Origin of the sequence: Ligilactobacillus sp. RTP31139st1_D10_RTP31139_211217 (assembly GCF_040226755.1) — a bacterium.
GTDB classification, from domain to species: Bacteria; Bacillota; Bacilli; order Lactobacillales; family Lactobacillaceae; genus Ligilactobacillus; species Ligilactobacillus animalis.
Genome location: NZ_JBCOAR010000003.1, coordinates 1 through 15288 on the forward strand (window position 1 = coordinate 1; position 15288 = coordinate 15288).

Below are 15288 nucleotides of genomic sequence, written 5' to 3' on the forward strand. Positions count from 1 at the left end.
TTATTGCTCTTATCACTTAGATAAGAGACCCTGCACATTTGCTTATCGAAACTTTGTTCAGTTTTCAAAGATCTACTGTCGATCGATAATCAATAACTTATCAATCACAACTACTATATTGTAGCAAAATTATTTTTATCTGTCAACCACTTTTTTGAATTAATTTTGAATAAAAATTCAAAACTTTCAATCAAGCGACGACTTTTATATCTTATCAAAAACAACTTTTGATGTCAACAGATAATTTTTATTTTTTTCGATCACTCAAACGAATTAGTTATCCGCTCAAGCAACGATATTAACTATACAGGTATTTCTAGCTATCGTCAACACTTTTTGCGAAAAAAATTAAGATTTTTTACCCATCCGAATTTTTATAACTACTCATGCAAAAATATACGTTTTTCAACCGCAAACAAAAAGACGATCCATTACAGTAGATCGTCTTTTCTATAACTTATTTATTATCCTTCTTAAACAATTGGCTCAAATTGCGCCGTAAGACTTGGAAAAAGGTCAACGAGCGGACCATATCTTCTGGAGCAACATACTTTTGCATCGCTCGCAGTAATTTCTTTGAATCTTTGGCCGCAAACGAAAAAGTCCCATCTTTTTTCGTCTGGATCGCAAACCGGGGGATAAAACGCCCCTTAAACATAACTGAAGCGATCACTTTATCGACCTCATCCCAAGGTATTTGGATATACTTGTTCACATCTCGTTCATTAAAGAACTCAAAACCCTTATTGCCGATCATGATCTTGCCATAATCAGTCAATCCCATATAGGATGTACCAGCCATCACTAGATCGACTTTAGAATTAATTGATTGCACCATTTGCGTTTTCCTCGATTATTGTCAAATTTAGTCTCAGTATAGCACAAAACGGCCTCATTTCATTTACATGAAACAAGACCGTCTTAGCAGTCGCTTAAAGTAAACCGACCACGTGGCCTAAAATACCTACGATAAAGATCGCAATAATAATGATAATTGGAGAAACTTTCTTCTTCAAAAGCCACATACATAAGAATGTCAACAAGAGAGCTGCCAAACCTGGGATCAACGAATTTAAGTTATCTTGTAAAGTCGTTACCTTTTCTGGCGTTAAGGATAGACCTTTACCATTGTTGTATTGGATCAAAGCCTCTTTGATACCCTCTGCACCTTTAGGCAATTTATCCCATTCGATATAAGCGCCTTGTTGGAGTTTAACGGTCGAAACTTTTGGTGTAAAGGTAATGTTTACCCACCGTTCGATCAAACCACCTAAGACGAACATACCCATAATAGAAGCTAAACTCGTAACATATTGCAACATACCACCAGACATATCATCTGTGATCTTAGAACCAGCCTTGTAGCCAAATTCTTGTGTATACCACATAAATGCCCAACGGAGGATGTTCCAAGCTACAAAGAAGATGATAGGTCCTAAGATGTTACCACCCATCGCAAGGGAAGCACCCAAAGCACCTAACATTGGACGTAAGGTAAACCAAAAGACTGGGTCACCAACACCAGCTAATGGTCCCATCATACCAACTTTCACACCTTGGATCGCTGCATCGTCAACTTCAGTCCCGTTAGCACGATCTTCTTCCAAAGCAAGGGTCACCCCTAAAATAGGTGAAGCAACATATGGGTGTGTGTTAAAGAATTCCAAGTGACGCTTCAAAGCGGCAGCGCGGTCTTCTTTAGTTTTATATAATTTCTTGATAGCTGGGATCATTGAGAAGCACCAACCACCATTTTGCATACGTTCGTAGTTCCAAGAACCTTGAAGGAAAGTCGAACGCCATGCGACAGCTAAACGATCTTTTTTACTTAATTTAACTCTGCTTTCAGCCATGGTATCTTTCCTCCTATTCGTAATCATTTAAAATATCGCCAAGTGGGTCACCTGTATTGCTTGAACCGCCGTTGTTACCACCGTTACCAGCGTTCTTCTTAAGTTCAAGGTAGATAAGACCAAAGGATACACCTAAAGCACCTAAAGCGATCAATGTTAAATCAGAAACAGCAGCGATCACAAAACCGATCGCAAAGAATGGCCATACTTCGCGCGTTGCCATCATGTTGATAACCATTGCGTAACCAACAGCAACGACCATCCCACCACCGATCGTCATACCTTCATTCAACCAAGCAGGCATGGATTCCAAGAAACCACGCACTGCAGATGAAGGAATGACTAACAAAGCAGCAGCAGGAATGGCGATACGAAGACCTTGCATTACGATCCCGATGATCTGCCACATTTCGATCTTACGGAAGTTACCTTCTTCAGCAGCAGCATCCATGAAGTGCACGATCGGAACAGCGATCGTACGTGCCAACATTGTTAAGAACAAACCAGCAACAGCTAATGGGATAGCGATCGCGATCGCAGGACCCACACCTTTAACACCTTGGCCACCTTGGACCAAAATAATAGCTGAGGCAACAGCGGCTAAAGCAGCATCAGGTGCAACCGCAGCCCCGATATTAGCCCAACCTAAAGCGATCATTTGTAATGAACCGCCTAAAATAATTCCGGCTTCTAAATTACCGGTCACTAAACCGATCAAAGTACATGCTACCAATGGTTGGTGGAATTGGAATTCATCCAAGATACCACCCATACCAGCAAGAAAGGCAACAAGAACTACTAAAATCATTGATATAGCAGACATGTTATAATCCTCCTAATTCGTATTGTATTTCCAAGTTATCTACATCTTCAATTCTTGACGTGCTTTGTCTAAGATCGAATCCATATTTTCTGGTGAATCACTTGGAACTTTGCGGACGTCAAATTTAACGCCGTCTTTCTTCAATTTTTCGAATGTTTCAACGTCATCTTTATCCAAAGACAAAACTTTGTTAACGGCAACTTTACCTACTGAGTGTGCCATCGAACCAACATTTAAGGTGTCGATGTCAACACCACCTTCGATCGCTTTGAGCGCATCTTGTGGAGTTTCAAACAAGATCAATGCCTTTGTATCGCCGAAACGAGGATCTTTTGCAACTTCGATCATCTTTTCGATCGGCACAACATTTGCATGTACTCCAGGAGGAGCTGCCTCAACGATCATGTTCTTACGCAATTTATCATGCGCAACGTTGTCGGAAACAACGATGATCCGATCTGGATTTGTTGACTTGGTCCATGATGTCGCCACCTGACCGTGTAACAAACGTGAATCGATCCGAGCTAAAACATATTTGATCTTACCATCACCTAAAACTGTACCTGGTGGAATTGCTCCTGTCGGTTGAGCCTTAGCTGTGTTATCAGCACTAGCTTCTTTCTTAGGTTCAAGGAATTCTGGTTTTACTCTGACACCATCTTTACCCGCATCGACTAAATGAGCTGCGATCTCTTGGGCTTTTTCCATGGAGAAGCGAGATGCATAAGCTTCGATCACCATTGGTAAGTTCATCCCAGCCACGATCGCCCATTTGTCTTTGTGTTGTTCAACCAAATTATTAGCTTGGTTGAAAGGTGTACCGCCCCAAAGATCGACTAAGAATAATACTTCTTCTGGGTCATCAAATGATTTGATGGCTTCTTCCATCTTAGCTCTGATATCATCAGGACCTTCGCTTGGCATTAAGGTAACATGAGCTACATTTTCTTGTTGGCCAAAAATCATTTCACCAGATTGGAAAATGCCGTCTGCAAAACTACCATGACTTGCTAAAATAATACCAACCATTATTACGCCTCCTATAATATTTTCAAAACTTAACTCAAAACATCTACTAACTATGATCTAGCTCATCTTTGACTAGACCCTTGTCACAAAGTAACTTCCACAGATCACGTTTCGGATCACTGGAAACCTTGCGATGATCAAGCTCGATCCCGCGCCGTCTGATCCAAGCTAAGGCTAAAATATCTTGCTCATTGACGGCGATCGTTTCGGTGATCATCTTACGTGTCGCATCAAAACTAAGTGACCCTAGATTGACACTTGTCGTATTCAGCCCACCAGCGATCAAACGCATCGCATCTAACGGAGTCTCAACAAGCACCAAAACTTTATAATGATCAAAGCGCTCATCTCTGCACAACCGTAACATCTTAGAAACAGTAAGTACGTGAACCTTGATCCCCGGTGGTGCTGCTTGCATCAAGAGCGTCTTTCTAATATTATCGCCTGCTGCTTGATCACAAACCACCAAGATCCGCTCGATCGCAGTATTTTTAGCCCAATCTGTTGCGACCTGCCCATGGAGCAAACGCGAATCGATCCGCAATAACTTTACATCCATGGCATCGCCCCCAGATCCTTGACTGAACCGATACCTTGACGCCCAACACTTATCAGTTTTTCGACTAATTCGTCTAAACTAAGCGCTTCGGTCCGCAAGGTGCAAGCCTCCAAAAGCATCGCCAAATTGACTCCGCCGACTGCTGCAAAACGTTTCGGATCACGTTCAACGAAGCGTCGCGTTGCTAATAAAGGATTGCCTCCATAAAGGTCACATAAAAACAAGACTCGATCAGTTGTAGCAAATTGTTGTAAGCTAGTTTCATATTTATCTTCCAAAGTGGCTAAGTCTTCCGCTGGCTCAAAGGTCACCGCAATGACTTTTTCTTGTCGCCCTAAAATTAAATAAGAAGATTTGATAAGTTCTTGCGCTAGATTGCCATGACTGGCAACGATCAAACCTAACATCTACTCATCCCCTTCGAAAAATAATTCCTTACACTTTATATATAGCAAATACCGTGCCAACTTTTGTGTATCACGCTAGATCCCCTAATAAATAAAGCAAAAAAAATTCATATAAAAATAATGATACACTTTATTTTGTGTATCACTATTTTGTGTATTAACTTTCGACCATTTCTGTATCGACCAATTTGGCAATATAATACGCTTCAGCTGGCGGAAATTTCAAATTAAGTTTAGCTTCTAAATATTCATCTGCTAATTTCAGTACTTGGGGCCAGTCACTTTGTTCAAATTCAACAGCTTGTTCTTCGGTCAGCGTTACTGGAGCGGATAATAAGACCCGCTCGATCGCACCGCCAAGATGCATGATCAAAGCTAAGCGCCTAGCATCCGTTAATTTTAGTTGCCGTTCTTTAGCTAACAGATCACAGTACTGCCAAAGCACACCGATAACTTTTTTAGGATTGATAAATGTATAATACTGTTCCAAATAATTAGCCGCAGCAGTTTGATCGACTTTAGGTGCCGGCGTTTTAGACTCAACATACCAAGTCTGACTATTTTCTAGATGCTCGATCAATTGCCGTTTACCACGGTCACCTTGAAACAGTTCTTCTAATGAGATATACGGCACCCCTAGATTAGGGTCAGCGATCCCCGTCGTGGCGATAATACGATACTCTTCATTTAATTCGCTTATCTTATCGTTCATCCCCACAACTGACATCGTTAAGACCGAAACATCGTCAATAAGTTGGTCAGCCAAGATCTCATCCAGCATTTGCTTGATCTTTTCGGCTGTCCCTTTACCGGTCGAACACAGCGCCAAGATCGCCCGTTGCCTAACATCTTCTAGTTCACCTTGCGTAGGTTCTTCTGCTTTGCGGGAATATCCGTTAAATTCATTTAACTCGTGATAGACCAACTCAAGATCACTATCGATCAAAGCTGTTTTCCGAGCGGCCTCTAAGACCATGGCAGTCGTCACCATATCGATCGTTTTGACCTTAATATCGGTTTCTTCGGTGATCTTGGCACTAAACGTACTGAGCGAGCCCATATCGACTAGTAACAAGACCCCATTACCACGATCGACTTGTTTGACCTTGGCGATGATCTCATTTAATGCCACAGTCGGGCTCATCTCAAGTGACATATCAAACGCCACTAGATTATCGACATTCAACAACTCTGTTACTACCTGGACCATCGAAGAAGCGGTATGATTACCGTGCGCCGCGACAACGACCCCGACTTTTCCGTGTTTAGGCACAGAATTCAATGAGATCAAAAGTACGGCTAAATAGTACACTTCTGAAGCGGGCACGATAAAATCATAGTGGTCTTCTAACATTGCTTTGATCTTTTCGGCTAGCTTTAGGTCAGCGGGATAATCTTTGACCATTGCCACCAAATCATCTGAGACTTCACGCATCGGGCGCCCCGATTGGACACGTTTGATAAATGAACTCAGATGTAAACTCATCGCATAGATAAAGTTTTCACCGACATGATAACCACAATCTTTTTTCAGCATCTGCATGATATCTTTAGTCAACTGCAGGGTATCTTGATCGACTAATTCATTTAAATTCTTTTCAGTCCGCAAGATCTTATTATCACGATAAAATGACTTCAAGTGGACATTGATATCTGTCATGATGAAGTTATTGATCGCACCTTGTTCTAGCCCCTCTTCTTTTAACAAAGCCGCTTTGTTGCCGATGACCTCATACAGATTATAAGGCAACTCATAGCGGTCACTTTCATTGATACTCTCAGCCGCTCCATCGGGTTGGATCAACAAGACTGGCTCTAATAACTGCGATAATTTACCTAGGCGAGCACGATCACTGGCTAAACGCGACATCCCATCCTTGATGTTTTGGGGAAGTTGCTCGAATTTTAAATTGATCTGTTCGGCTTGATCGACACTATTCAAAAAGCCCTGGGCACAGACTAGCTGGATATTTGATTTCAATTGACCCACATTTCCAAATGTGACACTACCCAGCAAAGCTTTCACAACATCTTCAGTCACTGTGATGTTTTTTTGTGTCCGATTAGCTTCTAACGTCAACAAACGCTTCAAGAGCGCAAGTTGCTCTCGTACACTGCGCGCTTCAAATTGGGGCATCTGGATCGTGATCGGGATCCGCCGTACAAAAGTCTTTAATAGCGAACTCTCGGGATCTTCCGTTGTGGCACAGATCAAGCGAACATCAGCGTGATGGACCTTGGTGATCTCACCTAGCTTACTGTAAGTTCCATGATCCATAAAATAAAAGATCATCTCTTGGCCTTCTGGGGGCAAACGATGGACTTCATCTAAGAATAAGATCCCACCGTCGGCCTTTTGGATCAGGCCATCACGATCTTCTTGTGCACCAGTAAAGGCACCTTTGACATATCCAAATAAATGCGACATCAGTAATTGCGGATTATGAGCATAGTCAGCACAGTTGAAGGTCACAAAATTTTTATTTTCGACCATTGCCTGATTGATCGCAAATTGGTGCATCGCATTAGCAAAATAGGTCTTCCCCGATCCTGTGGGGCCAGTGATCAAAACATTTAATCCGTGAGGCGGATATAAGATCGCGGCCTTAGCTTGCTCGATCTGCGTCTTTAAACTATCCTTTTGGCCGATCATTGTATCAAAAATACTTGATCTAAGTGATGGTTCGGTCGGATCAGGTATTTTTGATACAGTTTCTGCGATCACTGTATCAGTTTTAGCGGTTAGACTTTGATATTTTACCGGTCGTCCGGCAATTTTGCTCAGTTGGCCTGCCCGGACCAATACATTGAGCTCTTTACTGACATTATTGCGCAAGATCCCTAGATCATCAGCGATCTCTTTGGTAGTAACCGCTTTATTTTTAGCTTGAACATAAGCTAAGATCTTCTCTTTTCGTGTCATAAAATCCCATTCCTTTTAGTCATTCTGCTATTAGTGTATCACTTCTGTATCAACTGAAGCAAAGAATTGCAACTGCTAGCCCTTAAGCTATTTTTTGGTTAAAATTGAGATAAATCTACTATAGATAAGAAGGTCTTGTGATGCCAAATATTACTAGCAAAGAAAAACGTGACCGCCTACTTTTTATCATCAAAGTATTGCGTCAGCATGAAGTCTTACGTAACTTTTTAAAACAAAAAGATCCTAAAGAAGTTCGACTCGCACTAGAAGAACTAGGTCCCACTTTCATCAAAGCGGGCCAGTTGCTCTCAACGCGCCCCGATCTGATCTCACCTGCCTTTATCAAAGAATTTCGCAAGCTCCAAGATAATGTCCAGATCGATCCTTTTACCACTGTCAAAAAAACACTTGAAGCTGAGTATAACTGTCCGTTGAGCGATATTTTCCTTCAATTTAATGAACGACCTTTCGCATCTGGTTCGATCGGGCAAACACACCATGCTTTACTTCATGATCACACCCCGGTCGTCGTCAAAGTCCAACATCCCAATGTTTCCGAACTAGTCGAAACTGACCTTTCTTTATTCAAAGAATCTTTACGGATCTTAAAATTCGTCCCTGACCTCAGTGTGATCGACCCTAAAGAGATCTTTACCGAGATCCAGACATCCCTTTTGACTGAGATCGACACTCAGATCGAGATCAAAAATGGGATCGAATTCTACCGTCTAAACAACAATGACGGTATCATCCGGGTGCCTAAAGTTTACCCTAAATACTCTGCTAGTAAGATCTTAGTCAATCAGGCCATGCCTGGACAAAGTATCAAAAAACTAATAGCCACTAAAGCCACCGAAACGAATAAACCTTTACGTACGACCTTGGCTAAAACGCTAGTCAAAAATTTCATCAAGCAAGTTTTTATCGATAATTATTTCCACGCTGATCCACATCCGGGAAACATATTATTTTACCAACTTCAGCCTGATGATCCCGAATACAATGAACTCCAGCCTACACACCAGTTCAAAAAACAACTCAAAAATACAAGCATTGAAGCTACTTCTGCCACGACATTGCCACCTTATCGCTTGGTCTACTTAGATTTTGGCATGATGGGCCATTTGACCAAAAATCTCGCAGATGGGATCGCCCAGATCGTCATCGCTCTCAACACTAAAGATACGCGCCAGATCGGTAAAGCTGTATTAGCAGTTTGTAACCGCACTGGCCCCGTCGATGAAGAAGATTTCTATAATGAACTCGGGGTCTTTTTGACTCCATACCTCAACTTAGGACTGGGCCAGATCGATCTTTCGAGTTTATTGTTCAGTATTGTAAATCTCTGTCGTAAAAATAACTTGCAATTGAAATCAGAAGTAACTTTACTGATCAAAGCCTTTGCTTCTTTAGAAGGCATAGTCGCTGCCCTAGATCCTGAGTTATCTCTAATGGAGGTCGCTCGTCCGTTTGCCCGGGAGTATTTCAAAAAGCAGTTCAACGTCAAAAAAAGCTTGGAAGAGTTAGGCTTTGAACTCTACCAAGCTTCAAAAGCAGCCCCGAAGATCCCACTTAAGTTTGAACAGCTCCTCGATATTTTGACACAGGGGCAAGGAAAGATCTCCTTTAAACTCAAAGATCAAGATAAATTACTAGATCGGCTCGAAAAGATCGTCAACCGCGTGATCTTGGCCATCATTTTAGCCGCTTTGATCATGAGTTCCTCACTCTTAGTCCAGGGAAGTGCTGCTCATCCCGCCATTTATAATATCGGGGTCTTGGGCTATCTTCTCTCGGCGATCGTTGTCATTATTTTGATCATCAGTGAATTGCATCGGCATTTCAAAAAATAGACCACAAAAAACAGGCTTAGGCATAGCTCCCAAGCCTGTTTTTTATCATTGTTATTGGATCTCGATCTTATTAGCAGTAGCAACAGCATCCTTTTCCTTAGGAAGAGTTACTGTCAAGACACCATCTTCATATTTAGCGGTGATCTTATCACGCTCAACATCAGGGAACCGGTATTGGCGACTGACCCGACCATATGAACGCTCGCTCGCTAGCAAATTGCCGTCAGCATCGCTTTCATCACTGAAGCTATCCCGCTTAGCTGTAACTGTCAAAATATCATTGCGATAGTCCAGTTGCATATCTTTCTTATCGACCCCAGGCAGATCGATCAACAACCGATAACTCTTCGGGGTCTCCTCCACGTCAGAACGCATCTTTAGCTCTGAGTCGTCAAAGTTGAAAAATGAACGTCCTAAATTATTGAAAAACGTATCGCTACCATTCATTAAGTCAGAGAAACGATTCGATAATTCATTTGCCATAAATAAGACTTCCTTTCATTTCTTCACCTTTATTGTAGTCCTTTTATTTTAGAATGCAAGGATTTAACTTTTAAGATTTTGCAAAATACACTTTACTTACAAAAAGCATGTGTTATAATTTAGATATAAACTAACGAAACGAGGACTTTACGATGACAAATCCAGTAAATCAAGAACTCAAACAACGCCGTTCGATCTATGCCTTGGGGAAAAATGTTGCTCAAACACCGGCTCAGATCAGTGAAACGATCAAAGAAGCGATCCGCCAATCCCCAACTGCCTTCAACTCACAAACAGTCCGCGCTGTTATCACTTTTGGTGAAAATTCCGACCGTGTTTGGGATATCGTTGAAGCTGAACTGAAAAAAGTTACTCCAGCTGACCGTTTTTCCGCGACTCAAGAAAAGATCGCCTCATTTAGAGCTGGTTTTGGGACGATCTTATACTTCACTGAAACACAAACGGTGCAAAAATTAGAAGCAGATTTCCCACTCTACGCTGCCAACTTTGCCAACTGGGCTGAACAAGGACTGGGAGGCGCTCAACAAGCGGTTTGGACTGCATTAGCTGTTGAAAATATCGGCGCTTCTTTGCAACACTACAATCCGTTGATCGATGAAAAGATCAAAGAAGCCTTTGACATTCCTGAAAGCTGGGAATTACGCGCACAAATGCCATTTGGTTCGATCGAAGCACCGGCTGGAGAAAAAGAATTTTTACCCGATGATGTCCGCTTCAAGATCTTCGAATAATTCGTATTGTTTGCAAAATCATTAAATTTATTTTAAGGTGTTATGTATATTCTATTAACAAATATATATAACGGAGTGTGACTTTTTTGAAGAATACAGACAGCAAGGCAATTTTACTGCTAGGACGAATCGGTTCGGTGCTATCTGTTATCATGTATGTATCCTATATTCCACAGATCATGAATAACTTGAATGGTAATTACGGCAGTCCGATCCAGCCACTGGTCGCCGGGATCAACTGCACGATCTGGGTGATCTATAGTTACTTTAAATCACAACGCGACTGGCCTATTTTTATCGCCAACTTACCGGGTGTCTTTTTAGGCTTCATTACCTTTTACACTAGTTTACATTAAAAAATAAGGTTCCCAACACCTCGCTACACTGGTGTTGGGAACCTATTATTTTTATAAACTTTTTTAATCGTGCTCCGAAAAATACTGTGTTATAGCATAACAGTCACTGCAGCTGCGCCTAGGATCAACACTAGGCCACATACTGTAACTACCATTTCTTTTGAAGTCTTCTTTTGACCTAAGAACCAAATACCGGTCAAAGTTGCTAGTACAACTGATGTTTGCGACAAAATAAAGCCAGTTGCTAGACCATTCATATCTGGTTGGGCCGAGATCAAATATGTCAACGCTGCGAAGGCAAAGAAGAAACCAGAAAAGATCTGTTTGTAAGAAACAGCCTCAACAAATGGTGATCTTTCCTTACCCTTAACTGTCATCATGATCGCATAGACTACCGCTGCTAAAACCATCCCGATCGCTTGGGGTAAGAACGCATGCATCCCATCGATCTTGGCTTGTTGCGGTGCAGCAGAATATAACCAGTAGCCGATCTCACCAACGGCTAATAAAGCCACAGCCTTGGTCAAAGCACTCTTGTTTTCAGGTGTCTTCTTTTCACTCCAGACCGTCATCCATGCGCCTAAAATGATAACTGCAAGTGCGATAAAGCCGATCGTTTTAGCCGTTGCAGTCGGCCAATCGCCTAAGTAAAATACGCCCCAAAGTGACGCCCCTAATAATTGAAAAGCTGTCGTGATCGGCATTACTTTTGAAGAGCCGACCAAAGTAAATGAGTGGAACGTGATGATCTGTGCCGTTCCCCAACCGATCCCAGAAAGAACTGAGAAAAAGAGCGCTGCACCACTTGGAAGTGCCAAACCTTTGATCATCGCTAGTACTAAAGCAAAGATCAAGGTCCCTAATGTCGAACCTAAGATCTGATTGACCGGTTTACCGCCGATCTTAGATGCGATCGTGGGGTAAAGCCCCCAACCTAATAATGGTCCTAAACCAACTAAAATTGCCGTTGTATTCAATTCAATTTCCTCCTAACCGTTAAAACGTAACGCCACTCTCTAAAATAATGTTGGAATATGGTGTCATTTCACCGGTACGGATAAATGCATGACACTTGTGTAAGTCTTGTTTCATTTTAACATGTGGGATAAAGACGATCTCTGTTTCTGGGAAACGTCCTTTGATTGCTTCCAACTGAGCTGAATTTTGGTCCTTGATCTCTTCTGCTAAATATACCCGTTGAACTTCTAATTCAGTCAACACATTATCTAAAACTTGGAGAAAGCTAGGAATACCATTGGAAACCGCTAGATCGATCTTTTCTGTTTCACGTGGTACTGGCATTCCAGCATCACCGATACTCAATGTGTCAAAGTGACCCATTTGCGAAATTACCCGGGAAATATCTGAATTAATGACTTGTGTCTTTTTCATGATTATGCCTTCTTCTTTTTAATTTAATTCATGCTTGTATGGAATTGACGGTTGGGCGCCAAAACGTTGTACAGTCAGTGAGGAAGCTTTATTACCGTATGTGATCGCTTCAACGAGATTGCTAAAGTCAGGTTTTAACACAGTACTCAAAGCACCGATGAACGTATCGCCCGCTGCAGTTGTATCTACTGCTTTAACTTTAAAGGCTGGCACGATCCCACTTTGACCGTCCATGCTGTAAAATGAACCCTTGCTACCGATCGTGATCAAGACCACCTTGATCCCTAAGGCATGAAGTTTAGCAGCCGCTTTTCGCATGCTTTCTTCATCGACCACTTTGATCCCAGTCAAGATCTCAGTTTCGGTCTCATTAGGTGCGATCACATCCGTCGTCTTGAGCAATTCTTCGGGAACTGTTCGCATCGCAGGCGCTGGATTCAAAATCGTCTTTACGCCAGCTTGATGAGCTACTTCAAAGGCTTTGATCGTACTTGCCAAATCGCTTTCAAATTGGGCGATCACAAAATCACTTTCTTTGATCAAGTCCGCATGTTCAACTACATGTTCTGGTGTGATCTTGCCATTTGCCCCAGCATGGATCATAATACTGTTTTCGCCTTTTTCATCCACAACGATATAGGCTTGTCCAGTTGCGACCTTATCCAATTCAGCGATCCCATCTAATTGGATCTCTTCGTAACCCAAAAGTTCACGCATCGTCTTACCAGCATCATCATTACCAACAGCCCCGATAAAAGCCGTCTTGGCACCAGAACGTTTAGCCGCTACAGCTTGATTTGCACCTTTACCGCCACCAGCTGAAAATACTTCGGAGGCATGGATCGTCTCACCTGGTTTAGCCATCTCTTTCACTCTGATCGTTCGGTCTAAATTGATACTTCCAATCACTGTTACTTTATTCATTGTACCCACCTCGTGTCTTTCTAGCAAATTAATTTTGGTAACTTGTAGTACTTATTAAAACGTTTTAATTACTGCACCTAGAATATAACACACTTTTGAAAGCGTTTCAAATTTTAACTTTGACTGAGCCCCGGATCGCTAATTCAACCGGCAAGATCCGCTTAACATACGGGCTAGTCGGATCCGCTAGCCGTTTTACCATTAAATCAGCTGCTTGTTTGCCCAATTCATAGATCGGCTGGGCAACAGTCGTCAAAGCGGGCGTAACATAGCGACACATCTCAACATCATCGTAGCCGATCACACTGAGGTCATCTGGAACACTTTTATCATTTTGTCTCATACCTAAATAGATCCCAAACGCCAATTCATCACTAAGCGCAAAAACCGCCTCGATCTTTTGGTCTAATAACTCAGCGACAACTGCTTGGCCCCCGTTTTTGGAAAGCTCTGTCTTGAGCTGGAGTGCTTGAGGAAATTCAACTAGAAATCCCTGGAGCCGATGCATAATGTTGACCGTTGCTAAATCAGGTACAACTACAGCAACCTTTGTATGACCCATCTTTTTTAGATACTGTGCCGCCAATAAACCACCATTGAAATCATCGGTCGCGACCTCATCACTGCGTTCGACGGTCGTTTTTTGATCTAGCACAATGACTGGACGCTTTTTGATCTGTAAAATCTCTTTTAATACTTCATCTGAGATCGAAGGGCTAGCAATGATAAAGCCATCGACCCCTCTTTGGGCTAGTTCGAGCAAGGCTTTTTCTTCCTTAGCTCCATTAAAGCCCCCATTGCATAGCATTGAAATATAACCCGAGTGTAACAGCTCTTCTTCGATGCCTTTGACTAAAGTACTGAAAAATGAGTTAGTTATCTCCGGCACGAGGATCCCGATCGTTTTACTCTGTTTACCGACCATTTGGCGTGCCAAATGATCTGCTTCATAACCTAATTCATCTCGAGCTGCTTGAACTTTTTGAACTGTCAGTGGATCAAACTTCATCGCTTTACCATTTAAAATCTGTGAAACCGTTGCGATCGAGACACCAGCGCGTTTGGCAACTTCACGGATCGTCACTTTTTTAGCACACATCTATCCATCCCCCATAAATATAAGTGCGAATGTAGGACACAAAAAAACAGCCCGTACTCAGTAAATAATACTCGGAAACATCATCTTGGAGGTTCACCTGTTGCTCCTAAGATATCATCAAGAAACTGAGTACGTGGCTGTTAAATTACTATAAGGAGTAATCTTCCCCACATCCTTTATCTGTTTTTGATCCTGTTCGCTTTCCAAAAGCACTCAACAAGATCCTCTTTACTAATTGCAATTAGTGGCGTTTGCCTAAAGAGACTACAACATTTTTTGGTTTTAAACTCAACTTGTTGGTTCCATCACCCTCCAACCTAATTATAGGAACAGTGACTAACATTTGGACGCCCTAATTGTGGGAATCTTTAGACCCCTCACTTATTTTATAACATAAAGCCAAACTTTTAGCAAGCGCTAATATTTATAATCAAATTAAAAATTTCGAATATAATTGACAATCTACCAAAACCATGTTATTCTGAAGTTTCTATTATACGGTGCGATATTTACTGTGGAAGGTAAATATCATTAAAAGAGCTGGGAGATATCTCCCAGCTCTTTTTTTGCATCCTGTGATCGTAGTCGTGCTTCTCAAACTTGCGATGCCGTTATTTCTACGGAGCTACCCGCATTTTTCCGCACTGTGATATAAAAAAAGACAAGTGCGCTATCACTCGCACTTGCCTGGGTTGAGGATATACATCGTAATATAAAGAGCGAATCTCTACATCACACAATGCATTTTTGAAACTTACTACGTGTAGCATACTTAAAGGAGTTCTACTCCTCACTGCACATTATACCCTAGTTTAAACCATGATTAAAAACGATT

The 15288-nt window shown here is 41.9% G+C and carries 15 protein-coding genes; 3 read left to right on the forward strand and 12 right to left on the reverse strand.

All coding sequences use genetic code 11. From position 1 onward, the window contains the following. Positions 1–457: 457 nt before the first annotated feature. The 7 genes from ABT996_RS02280 to ABT996_RS02310 all read right to left on the reverse strand — a co-directional run bounded on the left by ABT996_RS02280 (position 458) and on the right by ABT996_RS02310 (position 7594). Positions 458–838, reverse strand: coding sequence for a DUF956 family protein (locus ABT996_RS02280; RefSeq protein WP_010689876.1), 381 nt, complete (start codon positions 836–838; stop codon positions 458–460). Positions 839–932: 94 nt separating this feature from the next. After that, on the reverse strand, positions 933–1853 hold the full coding sequence (locus ABT996_RS02285; RefSeq protein WP_010689878.1) for a PTS system mannose/fructose/sorbose family transporter subunit IID: 921 nt from the start codon (positions 1851–1853) through the stop codon (positions 933–935). A 13-nt stretch (positions 1854–1866) separates the two neighbouring features. Next, complete coding sequence (locus ABT996_RS02290) at positions 1867–2676, reverse strand: PTS mannose/fructose/sorbose transporter subunit IIC (RefSeq protein ID WP_010689880.1); 810 nt, start codon at positions 2674–2676, stop codon at positions 1867–1869. Between the two features lie 39 nt (positions 2677–2715). Next, complete coding sequence (locus ABT996_RS02295) at positions 2716–3705, reverse strand: mannose/fructose/sorbose PTS transporter subunit IIA (RefSeq protein ID WP_035447172.1); 990 nt, start codon at positions 3703–3705, stop codon at positions 2716–2718. Positions 3706–3751: 46 nt separating this feature from the next. After that, positions 3752–4264, reverse strand: a complete 513-nt coding sequence (locus ABT996_RS02300; protein WP_005917803.1) for a PTS sugar transporter subunit IIB — start codon at positions 4262–4264, stop codon at positions 3752–3754. Continuing rightward, entirely contained in the window at positions 4255–4671 is a 417-nt protein-coding gene (locus ABT996_RS02305; RefSeq protein ID WP_005917806.1) for a PTS sugar transporter subunit IIA, read from the reverse strand. The genes ABT996_RS02300 and ABT996_RS02305 overlap by 10 nt, the downstream gene beginning before the upstream one ends. A 157-nt stretch (positions 4672–4828) precedes the next feature. After that, the gene (locus tag ABT996_RS02310) at positions 4829–7594 is read right to left on the reverse strand and encodes a sigma-54-dependent transcriptional regulator (RefSeq protein WP_035447170.1); all 2766 of its coding nucleotides are present in this window, start codon (positions 7592–7594) and stop codon (positions 4829–4831) included. Between the two features lie 140 nt (positions 7595–7734). Between ABT996_RS02310 and ABT996_RS02315 the strand changes: the two genes are divergently transcribed. Next, positions 7735–9447 carry an ABC1 kinase family protein gene (locus ABT996_RS02315; protein ID WP_035447168.1) on the forward strand — a complete coding sequence of 571 codons (1713 nt, stop codon included), beginning with the start codon at positions 7735–7737 and terminating at the stop codon, positions 9445–9447. A 51-nt stretch (positions 9448–9498) separates the two neighbouring features. On the opposite strand, the gene ABT996_RS02320 is transcribed toward ABT996_RS02315, so the two are convergent. Next, positions 9499–9930, reverse strand: coding sequence for an Hsp20/alpha crystallin family protein (locus ABT996_RS02320; protein WP_035447166.1), 432 nt, complete (start codon positions 9928–9930; stop codon positions 9499–9501). A 152-nt stretch (positions 9931–10082) separates the two neighbouring features. On the opposite strand from ABT996_RS02320, the gene ABT996_RS02325 reads away from it, so the two are divergent. Both ABT996_RS02325 and ABT996_RS02330 read left to right on the forward strand, forming a co-directional pair. Continuing rightward, positions 10083–10682, forward strand: a complete 600-nt coding sequence (locus tag ABT996_RS02325; protein WP_010689893.1) for a nitroreductase family protein — start codon at positions 10083–10085, stop codon at positions 10680–10682. An 86-nt stretch (positions 10683–10768) separates the two neighbouring features. Then, entirely contained in the window at positions 10769–11038 is a 270-nt protein-coding gene (locus ABT996_RS02330; RefSeq protein WP_033193036.1) for a membrane protein, read from the forward strand. An 89-nt stretch (positions 11039–11127) separates the two neighbouring features. Here ABT996_RS02330 and rbsU read toward each other — a convergent pair whose 3' ends face one another. The 4 genes from rbsU to rbsR form a co-directional block, all read right to left on the reverse strand. Further along, complete coding sequence (gene rbsU / locus ABT996_RS02335; protein ID WP_035447163.1) at positions 11128–12015, reverse strand: ribose/proton symporter RbsU; 888 nt, start codon at positions 12013–12015, stop codon at positions 11128–11130. Between the two features lie 19 nt (positions 12016–12034). After that, positions 12035–12430: a D-ribose pyranase gene (gene rbsD / locus ABT996_RS02340; protein WP_035447161.1), complete on the reverse strand. Its 396-nt coding sequence runs from the start codon at positions 12428–12430 to the stop codon at positions 12035–12037. 18 nt (positions 12431–12448) lie between these two features. Further along, positions 12449–13354: a ribokinase gene (gene rbsK, locus ABT996_RS02345; RefSeq protein WP_035447159.1), complete on the reverse strand. Its 906-nt coding sequence runs from the start codon at positions 13352–13354 to the stop codon at positions 12449–12451. A 106-nt stretch (positions 13355–13460) separates the two neighbouring features. Next, entirely contained in the window at positions 13461–14453 is a 993-nt protein-coding gene (gene rbsR / locus ABT996_RS02350; protein ID WP_010689903.1) for a ribose utilization transcriptional repressor RbsR, read from the reverse strand. Between the last annotated feature and the right edge of the window lie 835 nt (positions 14454–15288).

What these genes read in the sequence shown, in the direction of transcription:
- ABT996_RS02280 (WP_010689876.1), bottom strand. Translation starts at nt 838, where the DNA reads ATGGTGCAATCAATTAATTCTAAAGTCGATCTAGTGATGGCTGGTACA.
- ABT996_RS02285 (WP_010689878.1), bottom strand. Translation starts at nt 1,853, where the DNA reads ATGGCTGAAAGCAGAGTTAAATTAAGTAAAAAAGATCGTTTAGCTGTC.
- ABT996_RS02290 (WP_010689880.1), bottom strand. Translation starts at nt 2,676, where the DNA reads ATGTCTGCTATATCAATGATTTTAGTAGTTCTTGTTGCCTTTCTTGCT.
- ABT996_RS02295 (WP_035447172.1), bottom strand. Translation starts at nt 3,705, where the DNA reads ATGGTTGGTATTATTTTAGCAAGTCATGGTAGTTTTGCAGACGGCATT.
- ABT996_RS02300 (WP_005917803.1), bottom strand. Translation starts at nt 4,264, where the DNA reads ATGGATGTAAAGTTATTGCGGATCGATTCGCGTTTGCTCCATGGGCAG.
- ABT996_RS02305 (WP_005917806.1), bottom strand. Translation starts at nt 4,671, where the DNA reads ATGTTAGGTTTGATCGTTGCCAGTCATGGCAATCTAGCGCAAGAACTT.
- ABT996_RS02310 (WP_035447170.1), bottom strand. Translation starts at nt 7,594, where the DNA reads ATGACACGAAAAGAGAAGATCTTAGCTTATGTTCAAGCTAAAAATAAA.
- ABT996_RS02315 (WP_035447168.1), top strand. Translation starts at nt 7,735, where the DNA reads ATGCCAAATATTACTAGCAAAGAAAAACGTGACCGCCTACTTTTTATC.
- ABT996_RS02320 (WP_035447166.1), bottom strand. Translation starts at nt 9,930, where the DNA reads ATGGCAAATGAATTATCGAATCGTTTCTCTGACTTAATGAATGGTAGC.
- ABT996_RS02325 (WP_010689893.1), top strand. Translation starts at nt 10,083, where the DNA reads ATGACAAATCCAGTAAATCAAGAACTCAAACAACGCCGTTCGATCTAT.
- rbsD (WP_035447161.1), bottom strand. Translation starts at nt 12,430, where the DNA reads ATGAAAAAGACACAAGTCATTAATTCAGATATTTCCCGGGTAATTTCG.
- rbsK (WP_035447159.1), bottom strand. Translation starts at nt 13,354, where the DNA reads ATGAATAAAGTAACAGTGATTGGAAGTATCAATTTAGACCGAACGATC.
- rbsR (WP_010689903.1), bottom strand. Translation starts at nt 14,453, where the DNA reads ATGTGTGCTAAAAAAGTGACGATCCGTGAAGTTGCCAAACGCGCTGGT.